This is a genomic window from Haloarcula sp. 1CSR25-25 (assembly GCF_032027985.1).
Lineage (GTDB): Archaea > Halobacteriota > Halobacteria > Halobacteriales > Haloarculaceae > Haloarcula.
In genome coordinates this window covers 715621-730534 of the sequence record NZ_JAHYBW010000001.1, presented here as the reverse complement: position 1 = coordinate 730534, position 14914 = coordinate 715621, and the positions used below count along the sequence as shown (strand labels likewise).

The 14914-nt window shown below is 67.4% G+C and carries 17 protein-coding genes; 10 read left to right on the top strand and 7 right to left on the bottom strand.

What is annotated here, in order from left to right; genetic code table 11:
• Window positions 1-109 precede the first annotated feature (109 nt).
• Window positions 110-2782, top strand: a complete 2673-nt coding sequence (gene leuS / locus KZ498_RS03650) for a leucine--tRNA ligase (protein ID WP_312616884.1) — start codon at window positions 110-112, stop codon at window positions 2780-2782.
• Here leuS and KZ498_RS03645 read toward each other — a convergent pair whose 3' ends face one another.
• Both KZ498_RS03645 and KZ498_RS03640 read right to left on the bottom strand, forming a co-directional pair.
• Window positions 2783-3226: a GIY-YIG nuclease family protein gene (locus KZ498_RS03645; RefSeq protein ID WP_312616883.1), complete on the bottom strand. Its 444-nt coding sequence runs from the start codon at window positions 3224-3226 to the stop codon at window positions 2783-2785.
• An 8-nt stretch (window positions 3227-3234) separates the two neighbouring features.
• Complete coding sequence (locus tag KZ498_RS03640; protein WP_312616881.1) at window positions 3235-3525, bottom strand: hypothetical protein; 291 nt, start codon at window positions 3523-3525, stop codon at window positions 3235-3237.
• Between the two features lie 92 nt (window positions 3526-3617).
• Here KZ498_RS03640 and KZ498_RS03635 point away from each other — a divergent pair, with 92 nt between their 5' ends.
• From KZ498_RS03635 to KZ498_RS03615, 5 genes are all read left to right on the top strand, one after another.
• A complete protein-coding gene (locus KZ498_RS03635) occupies window positions 3618-4250 on the top strand; it encodes a rhomboid family intramembrane serine protease (RefSeq protein ID WP_312616880.1) in 633 nt (210 codons plus the stop codon).
• Window positions 4251-4341: 91 nt separating this feature from the next.
• On the top strand, window positions 4342-5763 hold the full coding sequence (locus tag KZ498_RS03630; RefSeq protein ID WP_312616879.1) for a lamin tail domain-containing protein: 1422 nt from the start codon (window positions 4342-4344) through the stop codon (window positions 5761-5763).
• Entirely contained in the window at window positions 5763-6047 is a 285-nt protein-coding gene (locus KZ498_RS03625) for a DUF3006 domain-containing protein (RefSeq protein WP_312616878.1), read from the top strand. Before KZ498_RS03630 ends, KZ498_RS03625 begins: the two co-directional genes overlap by 1 nt.
• 61 nt (window positions 6048-6108) lie before the next feature.
• A complete protein-coding gene (locus tag KZ498_RS03620) occupies window positions 6109-6276 on the top strand; it encodes a hypothetical protein (RefSeq protein ID WP_312616876.1) in 168 nt (55 codons plus the stop codon).
• 148 nt (window positions 6277-6424) lie between these two features.
• Window positions 6425-6730 (top strand): hypothetical protein, encoded by a 306-nt coding sequence (locus tag KZ498_RS03615; protein ID WP_312616875.1) that lies wholly within the window; start codon window positions 6425-6427, stop codon window positions 6728-6730.
• A gap of 97 nt (window positions 6731-6827) precedes the next feature.
• Here the strand turns inward: KZ498_RS03615 and KZ498_RS03610 are convergent, their stop codons facing one another.
• Both KZ498_RS03610 and KZ498_RS03605 read right to left on the bottom strand, forming a co-directional pair.
• Window positions 6828-7565, bottom strand: a complete 738-nt coding sequence (locus tag KZ498_RS03610) for a ribonuclease H-like domain-containing protein (RefSeq protein ID WP_312616873.1) — start codon at window positions 7563-7565, stop codon at window positions 6828-6830.
• A 99-nt stretch (window positions 7566-7664) separates the two neighbouring features.
• A complete protein-coding gene (locus KZ498_RS03605) occupies window positions 7665-7820 on the bottom strand; it encodes a hypothetical protein (protein WP_312616871.1) in 156 nt (51 codons plus the stop codon).
• A gap of 172 nt (window positions 7821-7992) precedes the next feature.
• Here KZ498_RS03605 and KZ498_RS03600 point away from each other — a divergent pair, with 172 nt between their 5' ends.
• Window positions 7993-9084: a hypothetical protein gene (locus KZ498_RS03600; RefSeq protein ID WP_312616869.1), complete on the top strand. Its 1092-nt coding sequence runs from the start codon at window positions 7993-7995 to the stop codon at window positions 9082-9084.
• A gap of 43 nt (window positions 9085-9127) precedes the next feature.
• Complete coding sequence (locus tag KZ498_RS03595; RefSeq protein ID WP_312616867.1) at window positions 9128-9502, top strand: universal stress protein; 375 nt, start codon at window positions 9128-9130, stop codon at window positions 9500-9502.
• Here the strand turns inward: KZ498_RS03595 and KZ498_RS03590 are convergent.
• From KZ498_RS03590 to KZ498_RS03580, 3 genes are read right to left on the bottom strand one after another with little or no spacing between them, the layout of a single operon-like run.
• Window positions 9499-10227, bottom strand: a complete 729-nt coding sequence (locus tag KZ498_RS03590; RefSeq protein ID WP_312616865.1) for a ParA family protein — start codon at window positions 10225-10227, stop codon at window positions 9499-9501. The genes KZ498_RS03595 and KZ498_RS03590 overlap by 4 nt on opposite strands.
• A 43-nt stretch (window positions 10228-10270) precedes the next feature.
• A complete protein-coding gene (locus KZ498_RS03585; RefSeq protein ID WP_312616864.1) occupies window positions 10271-10699 on the bottom strand; it encodes an HIT family protein in 429 nt (142 codons plus the stop codon).
• A 34-nt stretch (window positions 10700-10733) separates the two neighbouring features.
• Window positions 10734-11357 carry a uracil-DNA glycosylase gene (locus KZ498_RS03580; RefSeq protein ID WP_312616862.1) on the bottom strand — a complete coding sequence of 208 codons (624 nt, stop codon included), beginning with the start codon at window positions 11355-11357 and terminating at the stop codon, window positions 10734-10736.
• A gap of 86 nt (window positions 11358-11443) precedes the next feature.
• Here KZ498_RS03580 and KZ498_RS03575 point away from each other — a divergent pair, with 86 nt between their 5' ends.
• Both KZ498_RS03575 and ileS read left to right on the top strand, forming a co-directional pair.
• Window positions 11444-11614 carry a DUF4177 domain-containing protein gene (locus tag KZ498_RS03575; RefSeq protein ID WP_312616861.1) on the top strand — a complete coding sequence of 57 codons (171 nt, stop codon included), beginning with the start codon at window positions 11444-11446 and terminating at the stop codon, window positions 11612-11614.
• A gap of 87 nt (window positions 11615-11701) precedes the next feature.
• Entirely contained in the window at window positions 11702-14905 is a 3204-nt protein-coding gene (gene ileS / locus KZ498_RS03570; RefSeq protein ID WP_312616859.1) for an isoleucine--tRNA ligase, read from the top strand.
• Window positions 14906-14914 lie beyond the last annotated feature (9 nt).

The following is a 14914-nucleotide window of genomic DNA, read 5'->3' as shown; positions in this document are numbered from 1 at the left end:
CCGTAGTGGGATATTCTACTCGGACAGATACGCACGCTCATCGTGTGCTGTGACCGACACTGTATGGCCGAACACTCATGTGGGCGGCAAGCACACGTCGAGGTAGCAAATGTCGCGCCGATATGACCACGCGCGGGTCCAGGAGTACTGGCAGCAGGTCTGGGAGCGAGAGGGGGTCTTCGAGTGCCCGACTGACGCCGAGGACCCGACGTACGTGCTGGGGATGTTCCCCTACACCTCCGGCTCGTTGCACATGGGACACATCCGGAACTACGCAATCACCGACGCGTACGCCCGGTACCGACGGATGGCCGGCGACGAGGTGCTCCACCCGATGGGGTGGGACGCCTTCGGCCTGCCGGCGGAGAACGCCGCCTACGAACGGGACACCGACCCCGAGTCATGGACCCGGACGTGTATCGACCAGATGAAAGACGACCTCCGGGAGATGGGCTTTGGCTACGACTGGTCACGGGAGATCACCACCTGCGACCCCGAGTACTACCAGTGGAACCAGTGGCTGTTCACCCAGTTCTACGACGAGGGACTGGTGGACTACGGCGCGGCGACGGTGAACTGGTGTCCGGACTGTGAGACGGTGCTTGCCGACGCGCAGGTCGAGACGCCGGAATCGGACGAGGGCGCGACGACCGCCGGTGCCGGCCACAGCTACACCCACGGCGGCGTCTGCTGGCGCTGCGGGACCGGCGTCGAGCAGCGCGACCTCGACCAGTGGTTCTTCGCCATCACCGACTACGCCGAGGAGCTGTATCACGGCCTGGACGACCTGGAGGGGTGGCCCGACGGCGTCCGGGACAGTCAGCGCAACTGGATCGGCCGCCAGGAGGGCGCTCGCGTCTCGTTCACCGTCGGCCACGACGACCACGAGACCGTCGAGGCGTTCACGACGCGACTCGATACGGTGTACGGCGCGACGTATCTGGCGCTGTCGCCGGGCCACGACCTCGCGCGAGCGCTGGCCGACGAGGACGACGCCGTCGCCGAGTACGTGACGTCGGTGGCGAGCACTGACGACGCCGGGATGAGCGGCGTCGAGACGGGCCTCTCCGCCACCCACCCTTACACCGGCGAGGAGCTACCGGTGTACGTCGCGGCGTACGTGCTGGACGACGTGGGCACGGGCGCGGTCATGGGGGTGCCGGCCCACAACGAGCAGGACCACGCCTTCGCCGACGAGAACGACCTGCCCGTACAGCAGGCCGTCGAACCGGTCGACGGCAGCGGGACGGACCTGCCACACGCGCCCTACACCGGCGACGGGATGCTCACCGGCAGCGGCGAGTACGACGGCCTCGCCAGTTCCGCCGCCCGCGAGCGCCTGCGCGAGCACGAGGCAGCCGAGGCGGCGGTGACCTACCGCCTGCGGGACTGGCTCATCTCCCGGCAGCGCTACTGGGGGACGCCGATTCCCATCGTCCACTGCGACGACTGCGGACACGTCCCGGTCCCGGAGGCGGACCTGCCGGTGGAACTGCCCGACTACGTCCAGACGACCGGCAATCCGCTGGACGCGGCCGACGAGTGGAAGGGGACCACCTGTCCCGACTGCGGCGCCGATGCGGTGCGGGAGACGGACACGATGGACACCTTCGTCGACTCCTCGTGGTACTTCCTCAGGTACCTCTCGCCGCACTTCGCGGACGCCCCCTTCGACCAGGCGACCGCCGACGAGTGGCTCCCGGTCGACGTGTACGTCGGCGGCGAGGAACACGCCGTCCTCCACCTGCTGTACATCCGCTTTTTCACCCGCGCGCTGTCGGACATCGGCCTGCTGGACCGCGAGGAGCCGGTCGACCGGCTCATCAACCAGGGGACAGTCCTGCACAGCGGCGAGAAGATGTCCAAGTCGAAGGGCAACGACATCGCGCCCCACGAGTACGGGGCCGAGACGACGCGGCTGTTCGTCCTCTCGGCGGCCCACCCATCACAGGACTTCGAGTGGACTGTAAAGAACGTCTCGACGGCCTACGACTTCCAGCAGACGCTGTATCGGCTTGTCACGGAGTACGCTGACACGGCGGCGGCCCGGACCGAGAGCACCGACCACGACGCGTATCTGGAGCGGGAAATCGACCGGACCATCGCGGCCGTCACCGAGGAGTACGACCGCTTCCGGTTCCATCGCGTCATCGGCGAGATACAGCGCTTCGCCCGCCTGCTGGGGCGCTACGCGGGCTACGACCAGCCATACAAGTTCGCCTACGGCCGCGGTCTGCGGGTGCTCGCCGGTCTCGTCGCGCCTATCGCCCCCTTCCTCGCCGAGGAGATGTGGCAGCTGCTCGACGAGGACGGGCTCGTCGCCGAGAGCCGCTGGCCGGAACCGCTCCGTGACGTCGACGACTACCGCATCGAGCGCCAGGTCGTCCGGCGGACGCTCGACGACGTGCGTGAGATCACCGAGGTCGTCGACATCGACGAACCGAACGAAATAGAACTCGTCGTCGCCGCCGACTGGAAGTACCGGGCCTACGAGATCGCCCGTCAGTCGGACCCCGACGACGCCATCGTCGGCGAAATCATGGCCGACGATAACATCAAGCAACACGGCGACACGGCCGCCGATTTCGCCGACCGGCTGGCCGACCGCGGGGCGGGGCTCGAACCGATTATCGACGGCGAGCGCGAACTCGACACCCTCGAGCAGGCCGCGTGGCTGTTCGAAGACGAGTTCGGCTGCGACGTCGTCGTCCGGCGGGCCGCCCCCGACGACGACCTCGCGGCCAAGGCCCGACCGAACAAGCCCGCGATCCACATCTCCTGACTACTCGGTCGCGGCCGCCTCCCGGGCGGCCCCGTGGGCGTCGGTCACCGCGTCGACCAGTCGGTCTCCCTGTTCGTGGTACGTCAGATGCGAGCGACAGTCACAGTCCGAACAGCCGAAGGCGTCGACGCGGTCGAACCCCGCCGCTGTCGGCCCGTCGACCCGCCGGGCGACGGCGCATTCGACGTCGGCCTCGGTCGTGACGACTCGCTCGATGGTCGTCGCCGCGTCGCCAAGCAGGTAGTCGATGTGCCAGTGCCGGGTGTCGTTGTCGCCGGCGGCGACTGCGCGGTGGCGGTCGATTCGACTGAAGCCACCGCTTCCCAGCGCGCTCCCGGTGTACGCGTACCAGCCCGCCGGGACCGCTCGCTCGCCCAGCGCGCCGACCGCAATCGGCCCGCTGACGTTCCGTTCGAGCACCAGTGTGTAGGTTCCGCCGGGCATGCGCCCGCTCAGGTCCCGACGTCGGGGTCGGCCGCGAGGTCGCTGAACCCGTCGACGCGGAACGCCCGGGAGTCGGTGCAGTCCTCGTTCTCGGCGGCGAGTTCGCCGACGACCCAGTTGAACCGGCGGCCGAAGTCGTCGTAGGGCGCCTCCGCGAGCAGGTCGGTGACGCGGTCGCTCGTCAGGTCCTCGTCGTACTCCTCGGCGAAGGCGGCGATGTTCTCGGCGGCTGTCTGTGCGACGTCGTCGTCGGTCTCCTCTGGGAACGCCGTGGCGAGCGTCTCGCTCAGTTCGGACATGCACGGAACAACGTGTCGACGCCACGTATGCGTTCTGAAACGGCGGTCGGCGTTCGAGCGTTTCTTGTACCGCGGGCGACAATATCGGCCCAATGAAGCCGCTGCGTCAGAGCCCCACCGCGGTCACGCTGGCTGTCATCGCCGGCGTGTTCCTCGTCCAGCAGGCCGCCGGCGTGGTGACCGCCCCGCGGAGCCTGTTTGCCCTCTCGCCCCCGCTGTTCAGTCGCCCCTGGACGATTGTCACCAGCGTGTACGCCCACGCCGGCCCGTCGCATCTCCTCGCGAACGCCGTCGGGGTGGCCCTCGCTGGCGTCGTCCTCGAACGCCGGACGACACAGCTCCGGTTCCACGCCTTCTTCGCCTCGACCGGCGCCCTCGCCGGCGTCTCACAGGTCTCGATGACCAGTCTCGTCGGCCCGCTCGTCCCCGGGATGGTCAGCCACGCCTCCGTCCTCGGGGCCAGCGGCGCGGTATTTGCCCTCTTCGGGTACCTGCTCGCAGCCAACCGCCTGACCGACACCGTCGTCGGGGGGTTCGAACTCGCGCCGCGACTCCAGTTGGCGCTGGCCGGCGTCGCCGCCGCCGCGATTACGCTCGCGACCGCGAACCCCGGCGTCGCACTCATCGCACACTTCACCGGCCTCCTGCTGGGATTTCTCTCCGGGCGTGTCCACCTGCTGCGGCCGAGGGACTCGCCGGAGCCGCCAGCGGCCGCGAACTACTGAACTGCGCGCCGCCGTTCCGGGCTAGCCGCGCCACCCGGTGGCACGTAGTTGGTAAGTGATATCAAATAACTCGGCTACGTAGGCCGACGGGATGGAACGGAGTCGCCGGGTCGAGTCTCTGGTCGTCGCGGCGCTGCTGGTGCTCGCCGGCTGTGGCGGGTTCGTGGCCAACGGCGCGGACGGTGGCACGGACCAGCCGACCGCGACAACGCCGGACGCGGGTGACCCGGACAACATCAACGGGACCTTAGAGGTTCATTTCATCAACGTCGGCCAGTCGGTCGCGACCCTGCTGGTCAGCCCCGACAACGAGACGATGCTCATCGACTCCGGTGACTTCACCGACGACGGCGAGTACGTCCTGCAGTATCTCGACCGGCAGGGCATCGACCGCATCGACCACTTCGTCGTCTCCCACAACGACGCCGACCACATCGGCGGTAACGCGGCCGTCATCAGACACTACGAGACCGAGGAAGGGGGCGTCGGCGCGGTGTACGACCCCGGAATCGCCGCGAGCACGCAGACCTACGAGCGGTACCTCGACGCCGTTCAAGCCCACGACGTGACGCTGTACGAGACCCGCGAAGGCGACCGGATTCGGTTCGCGGGCGTCGAGACGAGCGTGCTCGGGCCGCCGGAGCCCTATCTGGAGAACGAGGCGCGAAACGAGAACAGCATCGTCCTCCGCATCGAACACGGCGAGACGAGCTTTCTCTTCACCGGCGACGCCGAGGACGACCAAGAGCGGTATCTCGTCGAGACGTACGGGGCGGACCTCGGGGCGACGGTGCTGAAAGCCGGCCACCACGGCAGTGCGTCGAGCACCGGCGGGCCGCTACTCGACGCCGCCGACCCCCGGACTGTCGTAGTTTCGAGCGCCTACGACTCCCAGTACGGCCATCCGAGCAACGAGACCCTCCGGCGGCTTTCGACGCGGTCGATCCCGACGTACTGGACCGCCACCCACGGCGACACCGTCCTGACCAGCAACGGGACTGCCGTGACTGTCAGCACCCAACGGGCGGCGCCGACCGACCCGCTGTCGCTCCGTTCCGGTGACCCGGTTGCGCCCGGTACGACCGAGCCGGTCACGCAGCGAGCGTCCTACCCCGCCCGCTCGTCCCCGCGGGCCGACACGCCGGTCGCGACCGACGGCGGAACGCCCGCCGGGAACACGAGCGGCGACCTGGTCATCGACCGGGTGCGGGCCGATGCGGCGGGCGACGACCGGGACAACCTCAACGACGAGTACGTCGTGTTCCGGAACGCGGGCGCGGACCCGCTGGCGATGGGCGGGTGGACGGTCGCCGACGAATCCGGCCGTACCTACGTCTTCCCCGACGGATTCACCCTCGACCCGGACGAGACCGTGACCCTGCACACCGGCAGCGGCACCGACACGGACACCGACCGTTACTGGGGGTCGGCGCGTCCGATATGGAACAACGGCGGCGACACCGTTACCGTGACCGACGCCGACAACGCGACCGTACTGGAACGGAGTTACTGATGCTACCCGACGGAACCTACACCGCGGTCATCGACCGAATCGAGGACGGAATAGCCACGCTGGAAGTGGACGCCGAGGACGGGCTGGCCGCCCTCGAAATCGAGGCGGCCGAACTCCCGGCCGAGGCGCGGACGGCCGACGCTGTCCTAGAGATAACTGTCGCCGAATCGGCGCTCGCGGACCTGACGTACGAAGCCGCCGAAACCGCCGACCGGGCGAGCGAGGCCCAGCGTCGGTTCGACCGGCTCTCGAAGCGGCCGCCGCGGGACGGCGACGACACCTAGGGCCGCCCGCACGCTCCGTAGGAGCCTGGTAACAATACGTATCGAGTGCGTAGGTCATCGTATGTGGAACAGTGACATAGAGACGGCCGACCCACCGCTCGGGAAGTGTCCGGCCTGTGACGTGACGATTCCCGCGGCGAACCTCGTCATCGCGTACGACACGGCCGGCGACTGGCCCCGGATGATCGCCGAGTGCCCGGACTGCGAGGACGCCGTGAATCCGGTGTGAGACCCTCGGAACAGCCATGACAGTACGGGGGTGCGTGAATACACGTAGATACGCCGAAGCGACCGCCTATATGTGTAGCAACCACCGATTAGGTGCGGTATACTGTTGTTTCGACCAATGAGAACGAGACCAGACAGGGTGAGTGACGGTGGGGCCATCGAGCAGCGATAGCCCACCGCTACCCCACCGGAACGACAGCGATAGGCTGGGACTGGCGGACGCCGGTCGATACCGTGACACCCTCGCGTTTGCGGTCCGCGGGCTCTGGACCGTGACGCTCGGCGGTATCCGACCGTTCGCGTTCTGGGGCGCCGTACTACTGCCGCTGCTGTATCTCCCGTCGCTCTACGGCGTCGGAACGGGGCAGGACACGGCGCTGTTCGTCGAGCTCGTTGCCTGGCACGTCGCCGCTATCGTCCTCGGGCACGGGCACACGCCGTTCTGGGGTCGATAGCCCGGCACTGTCGGTCTCACTGGCGTTCTGTCGGGTCAGCTTCCGCCCCGCTCCACCTGAAACGATGGGGGTGTGGTGACGGTTCACTCCCTCGAACTCAACCGACGAAGACCTGCTCGTCAAGCCGGTCTGTGGCTGTCTCGGCCAGCTCCTTGAGATTCACCGTGTCCTCGCGGTTGTACGACACCAGCGTTTCGAGTGCACCGTCGCGGCCCTGCTCGTGTTCTCGCCAGAGCCGCACCGCATCCCGGCCAGAGATGTCCGGTCGGTCCCGTTCGATGCCGATGTCCTGCTCGACCTGTTTGAGGCCGCCGGAGAGCCCGATTTTCTTGCAGGTGTACATCAGGTCCAGATGCGGACGGTCGAGGTCGACGTCGAAGTTCGCTTCGAGGAACGGGACGTCGAAGCGCTTGCCGTTGAACGTCACCAGCAGGTCCGCGCCATCGAACGCGGCCCGGAGGGTCTCGGCGGTCAGGTCGTCGCCGGCGATGAGCGTCTGTGTCTCCCCGTCCTGATGGAGGCTCACCGTCGTCACCTGGTTGCGGTCCTGGTCCAGGCCGGTCGTCTCGATGTCGAAAAAGCAGGCCCGGTCCCGGAAGGATTCGTACAGCCGCCAGCGCTCGCTGCTGGGAAACGCGTGGTCGAAGTAGGACACGTCGGTCTCGGCGACCCGCTCGCGCCCCTCGTCGATGAACTGCTGGATGCGGTCGCCGCGCTGGCCGCCGACGACGGACGGTTCGAACTCGTCCCAGTGGGTGACGCCTTGCTCCCAGATGGACCGTTCGGTCTTCTCCCCGACGCCGTCGGTACCGATGAAACTGTTCTCGACGCGCACGCCCTGTGGTACAGGTTGGGCTATATGTAAGCCCGTCGGTGCCGGCGGGACACGGGAGACCAGGGACTACCGTCCCGACGGGCTGTGTCGAACCCGCTGTTATTTGTCACACATCTGGAGGATGCTGTCGTACACTGATTGGTCTTCAAGGGGGACGACGACTGTACTGTCGCAGTGGCTGCAGGTCGACTGTGGCCCGCCGAACGTCCACTCACAGAGCGGGCAGACGAACTTCGACGCGTTGGCTTCGGACATGGTCCGTACCACGCTGGCGCTGCTGAAACGCTCACTCACTACGTGTATGCAGCACTAGCGAGCTCTCAGCTACGTGTATAGTTTACCCGACCGCTCCGGGTCCAGACAGCCTCTCTTTCATCTGTCAACACAGCCCATAGATTGATTACTGGCTCGGGTTGTGTACCGAACCATGGGTGTTGGTGCAGATTCGACGACCCGGCCACGCGCCGGTGAGCCGCTGGTCGCTCGATTGATTCGTCGGACCGGGGTCGACAGGGTGAATTCGTCCGAACGGGCACCGCTCGACGCGGGACCGCTCACGTGGTACGCACTCGCGGTCGTCGCAGTCGAACTGGTTGGCCTACAGGGATACCGGCTGGTGACCGGGCAGGTGCTGACGTTCGTGCAGAACCCGCTGTGGCTGATAAGGCCGCTGGTGTTGCTCGGGGCCGCTGTCGCCATCGAGAGCCTCTACCGGCGCTACGACCGGGCGCTCGACAGAGCGAACATCGTCCACCGTGTCGAGGAGCCGGACCGCTTCGATGGTTTCGTCCCGGACCGTCTTACCGGTATTCTCGTCGTCCTCGGCGTAGCGTTCACGCTCGTCAACGCCATCGTCGTCCTGACAGTCCCCCAGCTATACGCCGCCGGTGGCGCGACGCGGGTGGTCCGCTTTCTGGTCGTGACGCCGTTTGGGTACGTGCCCGTGCTGGCGAGCTTTCTCGCGACCTACGTCTCCGTCGAGATGATTCTGCCCCGACGGATCGCCGACACGAACGTCTCGCTCGATTTCCTGGACCCGGAGCAACTGGGCGGAATGCGGCCCATCGGCGAACTGATCAAACTGGCCTACTACTACCTCATGGTGGGTCTGGTTGCCTACGCCGTCGCCACGTACGGGCCGTACATCCTCGGCGGCGTGTTCGCCTACACCGCGCTTGACCCGCCCGGGCTGGCCGTCAACGCGATGTTCACTGCCGTCTGGATACTCAGCGTCGCCTTCATGGCGTTTGGCATCTACCGTCTCCATCAGCATATGGCACACCAGAAGCGCAACCGCCTCTACGAACTCGACGACCAGGCCAGAGAACACGTCGACCAGCCCTGGGACGTCCGGTCGTTCGACGCGCTGAACCCACCGGCGGAGTACCAGCGCTACCGCGAGCGAGTCAAACTTATCACCGAGACGAAGGAGTACCCGGCGACGTTCACCATGTGGACGCAGATTGTGGTTGGCGTCCTGGTTCCGAAAGCGCTGCAGATGGTTCTGGCCGCGGCCTGACCGGAGCGAAACCGGGAAGCGGGCCGCGCCCGCACAGGGACGCATGACGACGTTCCTGCTCGCCACCAGTTCTGTCCACGTCACCGCGGCCGGCGCTGACTACCTCCTGAACCGACTCGACCCGAAAGGTGACGACGACATCGTCGTCGTCGCCGTCACCGACTCCGATGCGCCGTCGCGCGACGCCGGTGACGCCGTCAACGTCGCCCGCTCCCGGCTCGCGTCTTTCATGCCCACAACGGAAACTCGGGACGGAGCGCCCCTCACTGAGATACTGGCGGCCGTCGACGAGCACGACCCGGACGAACTCCTCATCGGCCCGCACCGCGGTGCCGACGACAGCGACGGCGTCGGCTCGACGGCCCGGGCACTCCTGGCTCGGGTCGACTGCCCGGTCGTCGTCCTCCCGCTCCCCTAGCTTGTGAACAGCCCGCCGTCCTCGAAGGTCAGGCCGAGGTCGACTTCCAGCAGGTCCTCGGCCATCGTCGCGACGGTCGGTGCAACGTCGGTGTCGGGCTCCGTCGCCAGTGGCCTGGGCGCATCCGCTCCGATGTGTGGAATCGTGTGTGCTGCGTCTTCGACGGACGCACGCGTTTCGCCGTGTACACGGGTCGCGACGACGACCGAGGCCGGCGCGCCGATGTCCCGCAGTCGGCCCCGCTGTCGCGGAAGCAGGTCGCTGCCGCGCTGGCTGGCCGGCACCACGAGCGCGCGCCGCTGTGCGGTCGTGGCGGCGGCGACGGCCTGGTTCGACGCGACCGGCGGGACGTCGAGCAGGACGTGGTCGAACCGGCCGACCACCTCCTCGATGGCCCGCTCGAGCGCCTGTGCGCTCTCGGCGGTCTTCGCCCGAGCGAGACGCTCGAACGGCGCGTGGGCCGGACAGAGTGCGACCCGCCCGTCTGCGTCGACCTCCCATTCGAACAGCGCGTCCTCGACCGGCACGTCGCCGACGGCCACCGCGGTCACGTCGGCGTCGAGCCGCCCTTCGACGTAGGTCGCCAGCCCCTGCGTCCCGAAGGCCGCGTCGACGACGGCGACGGACCGCCCGCCCCGGGCCAGCGTCGCCGCCGTCTCGACTGTCAGTCTGGTCGTTCCAGCCCCACCGGTACACCCGACGAACGCGAGCGTCGAAACCCCCATGCGTCGCTGTTGGCGTATCTTTCGGTAAAAAGGATACGGAATTTTACGCCTGCTCGGCGACGATGTCCGCCTCGATGGCGTCCAGGTCGTCCTCGGAGAGGTCGGGACGGTCACTGACCAGCGCGTGAATCGGCCGGCCGCCGTCGTCCTCGAACCGCGGGACGATGTGGCCGTGGACGTGGGGGACCTCCTGGCCGGCCGCCTCGCCGTTGTTGAACGCGACCGTGCTGGCCGGGGCGTCGACGGCTGCCTCGACCGCGGGGACGAGTTCGTGCAGGACCGACAGCACCTCGCTCGCCACGTCGGCGGGCGTGTCGTTCAGCCGCTCGTGGTGGGCCTTCGGGATGACGAGCGTGTGGCCCGGTGACAGGGGGTTGGCGTCCAGAAACGCCAGCACGGTGTCGTCCTCGTAGACGGTTCGACCGGGGATGTCGCCGGCGACGATTCCACAGAAGATGCAGTCCTCGCTCATGGCCGTCCCTGCGTCCGGCGGTCACAAGAAGGTTCTAGGTGTCGCCGACGCCGGCAACCGTCTCGGCGATAGCGTCGACGTACTCCTCACGGTCGTAGCCCAGCCGCGCGAGCCAGACCTCCTGATACGATGGGTGCAGCAGCGGGACCACGGGCACGCTCAGGGCCTCGCTTTGCCGCGGGTCGAGCACGCTGTCGAGGAAGCTATCGAGGGCCTCGTCATCGAGCGCCAGGACCGTCCTGGTCGCGTGTTTCCCGGTGGGCAGCACCGCTACCGGTTCGACCGTCTCGACTTCCTCGAGGAGGTAGGGCCGGCAGTTCGCCAGCTCCGCGTCGGTCGGGTCGCGGTTCCCCGGCGGGTGACACTTCACGGCGTTGGTGTAGTAGCAGTCGGCGTGGCCGAACCCGGCGTCGGCGAGCATCTGCCGGATCTTCCGGCCGGAGTGCCGCGAGGTGTAGGCCATCCCGGTCAGGTTGCCGCCCCGCCAGTGCTCGGCCTCGGGGTCCCCCTCGGCCGGGGCCTCGCCGACAACCACGAGGTCGGCCGACAGCGGCCCGTTGCCCCACGAGATGCAGGTCCGGCTCTCGGCGAGGCGAGGGCAGCGCTGGCAGTCAGCCGCGAGGGCGTGTCTCGCCTCGTCGTCGGGGAACTCTGGCACAGGTGAGCGCACGGCCGGCGGCTGCAAAGCGGTGGCGGTCGCGCCACCACAAGACGTTTGGCGCTGGTCGCCGCCACAGCGCGTGTATGCCCTCCTACGAATACAAGACGCTCGAGATCGACACCGGGATGTTCGGTAGCAGCAGCGTCCCGACCGACGAACTGAACGCCCTCGGCGCGGACGGCTGGGAGGTCGTCGCACCGATAACGGAAAACAGCGGGCAGACAGCCGGGTTGCTCCTCCAGCGCGAGCGCTGACCAGCGCCACGGGGCGGCCGGCCGTGCCGTCTGACCGGCACACACACAATCGATTGTCCTTTATTGCCGGCGGCGGATGGAACTGGTATGGAACGTTTCGCCGCTGTCGACGACCAGTACGACCCCGAGGCCGTCGAGGACGGGGTCTTCGAGTACTGGGACGACGTCGACGCCTACGAGCAGACGAAGGCCCACCGGGCCGACGGCGAGGACTACTTCTTCGTCGACGGGCCGCCCTACACCTCCGGCGCGGCCCACATGGGGACGACGTGGAACAAGACCCTGAAGGACTGTTACATCCGCTATCTGCGGATGCAGGGCTACGACGTCACCGACCGGCCGGGCTATGACATGCACGGCCTCCCCATCGAGACGAAAGTCGAGGAGCGACTCGACTTCGAGAACAAGAAGGACATCGAGCGCTTCGGCGAGGAGAACTTCATCGAGGAGTGCAAGGCCTTCGCCGAAGAGCAGCTAGAGGGGCTGCAATCTGACTTCCAGGACTTCGGCGTCTGGATGGACTGGGACGACCCGTACAAGACAGTGAACCCCGAGTACATGGAGGCCGCCTGGTGGGGGTTCCAGCAGGCCCACGAGCGCGGGCTGGTCGAGCAGGGCCAGCGATCCATCAATCAGTGTCCCCGCTGTGAGACGGGCATCGCCAACAACGAGGTCGAGTACCACGACGTCGGCAAGCCGTCGATCTACGTGAAATTCCCACTGGCCGACCGCGACGGCAGTCTGGTCATCTGGACGACGACGCCATGGACCATCGTCGCCAACACCTTCGTCGCTGTCGACGGCGACCTCGACTACGTGGGTGTCGACGCGGAGACAGACGGTGACACCGAACGGCTCTACGTCGCCGAGGCCTGCGTCGAGGACGTGCTGAAGGCCGGCCGCTACGACGACTACGAGGTCGTCGAGGAGCTGTCCGGCGAGGAGATGGTCGGCTGGGAGTACGACCACCCGCTGGCCGAGGAGGTGCCGGACCACGCCCAGGGCGAGGGCTCCGGTCAGGTGTACACTGCCGACTACGTCGAGGCCGACCGCACGGGCCTCGTCCACTCCGCGCCCGGCCACGGTGAGGAGGACTTCGAGCGCGGGCAGGAACTCGACCTCGAAATCTTCTGTCCGGTCGGCTCCGACGGCGTCTACACCGAGGCGGCCGGCAAGTACGCCGGCACCTTCGTCCGTGACGCAAACGACGCGGTCATCGCGGACCTCGACGACAACGGCGTCCTGCTCTCCAGCGAACAGGGCCACACCGTCCGCGAGGGGCAGTGCTGGCGCTGTGACACCGACATCGTCCGCATCGTCACCGACCAGTGGTTCATCACGGTCACGGACATCAAGGACGAACTGCTGGCGAACATCGAGGACAGCGAGTGGTACCCCCAGTGGGCACGGGATAACCGCTTCCGGGACTTCGTCGAGGACGCGCCGGACTGGAACGTCTCCCGGCAGCGTTACTGGGGCATCCCCATCCCAATTTGGCTTCCTGAGGGCTGGGACGGGTCGATGGACGACGCCATCGTCGTCGGCGACCGCGAGGAACTCGCCGCGCGCGTCGACCAGGACATCGACCCCAAAGCCGTTGACCTGCACAAGGGCACGGTCGACGACCTCACCATCACGGAGGACGGGATGACCTACACCCGCGTCGGCGATGTCTTCGACGTGTGGCTCGACTCCTCCGTCGCGACGTGGGGGACCGTCGACTACCCCGAACAGACCGAGGACTTCGAGGAACTGTGGCCGGCCGACCTCATCATGGAGGCCCACGACCAGACCCGCGGCTGGTTCTGGTCCCAGCTGGGCATGAGCACCGCCGCGACCGGCGAGATACCCTACAAGCAGGTGCTGATGCACGGCTACGCCAACATGCCCGACGGGCGCGGCATGTCAAAGTCCAAGGGCGTCCTCATCGACCCCCACGAGGTCATCGAGAAGCACGGCCGCGACCCGATGCGGCTGTTCCTGCTGTCGGTGACCGCCCAGGGCGAGGACATGAACTTCTCCTGGAAGGAGACCGCCGAGATGCAGCGCCGGCTCAACATCCTCTGGAACGTCGCCCGCTTCCCGCTGCCGTACATGCGGGCCGACGACTTCGACCCCGAGGAGACCACGGTGGAAGACGTCCGGGACGACCTCGAACTCGTCGACGAGTGGGTCCTCTCTCGGCTCCAGACCGTGACCGAGGCGATGACCGACTCGATGGACGACTTCGAGAACGACAAGGCGGTCGACGAACTGCTCGAGTTCGTCGTCGAGGACGTCTCCCGCTTCTACATACAGGTCGTCCGCGAGCGGATGTGGGACGAGGAGGACAGCGCCTCCAAGCAGGCCGCCTACGCCACGCTCTACCGCGTGCTCGAATCTGTGGCCGCCCTGTTTGCCCCGTTCACGCCGTTCGTCGCCGAGCAAGTGTACGGCGCGCTCACCGGCGACGCCGGCCACCCGACGGTCCACATGTGCGACTGGCCCGAGGTCGACGCCGACCTGCACGACCCCGCGCTCGAACGAGAGATCGAGGTCGTCCGCGAGGTCGAGGAGGCGGGTTCGAACGCCCGCCAGCAGGCAGAGCGCAAGCTCCGCTGGCCCGTCACTCGCGTCGTCGTCGACGTCGACAGCGATGACGTGGCCGACGCGGTCCGTGCCCAGGAAGCCATCATCGCCGACCGGCTCAACGCCCGCACCGTAGAAGTCGTCGGCGCTGACGAGGAGTGGGGCGAACTCGCCTACTCCGCCGAGGCCGACATGAGCGAGCTCGGGCCGGCCTTCGGCGACGACGCCGGCCGCGTCATGAACGCGCTCAACGAGGCCCGCGTCGACGAGCAGTCACTCGATACCCTCGAAGGCACAGTGAGCGACGCGCTCGGCGAGGACGTCGCCCTCACCGAGGCGATGGTCGAGTTCCGCCGCGAGACGCCCGAGGGCGTCACCGGGACGGAGTTCGCCGCGCTCGACGGCGGCGGCGTGGTCTACGTCGACACCGCGCTCACCGAGGACATCGAGAGCGAGGGGTACGCCCGCGAGGTCATCCGCCGGGTACAGGAGATGCGCAAGGACCTCGAACTGGACATCGAGGAGCGCATCCGGGTCGACCTCGCTATCGACGACGAGCGCGTGGATTCGCTGGTCCGCGAGCACGAGGCCCTCATCAAAGAGGAGGTCCGTGCCGACGAGCTAGACGGCGTCGAAGACGGCCACCGCAAAACGTGGGACGTCGAAGGAACCGAAATGGAGATCGCGATAGCTGCCGTTGCTGCCGCGGAAGCGTCGGATTGAGGTCTGCAG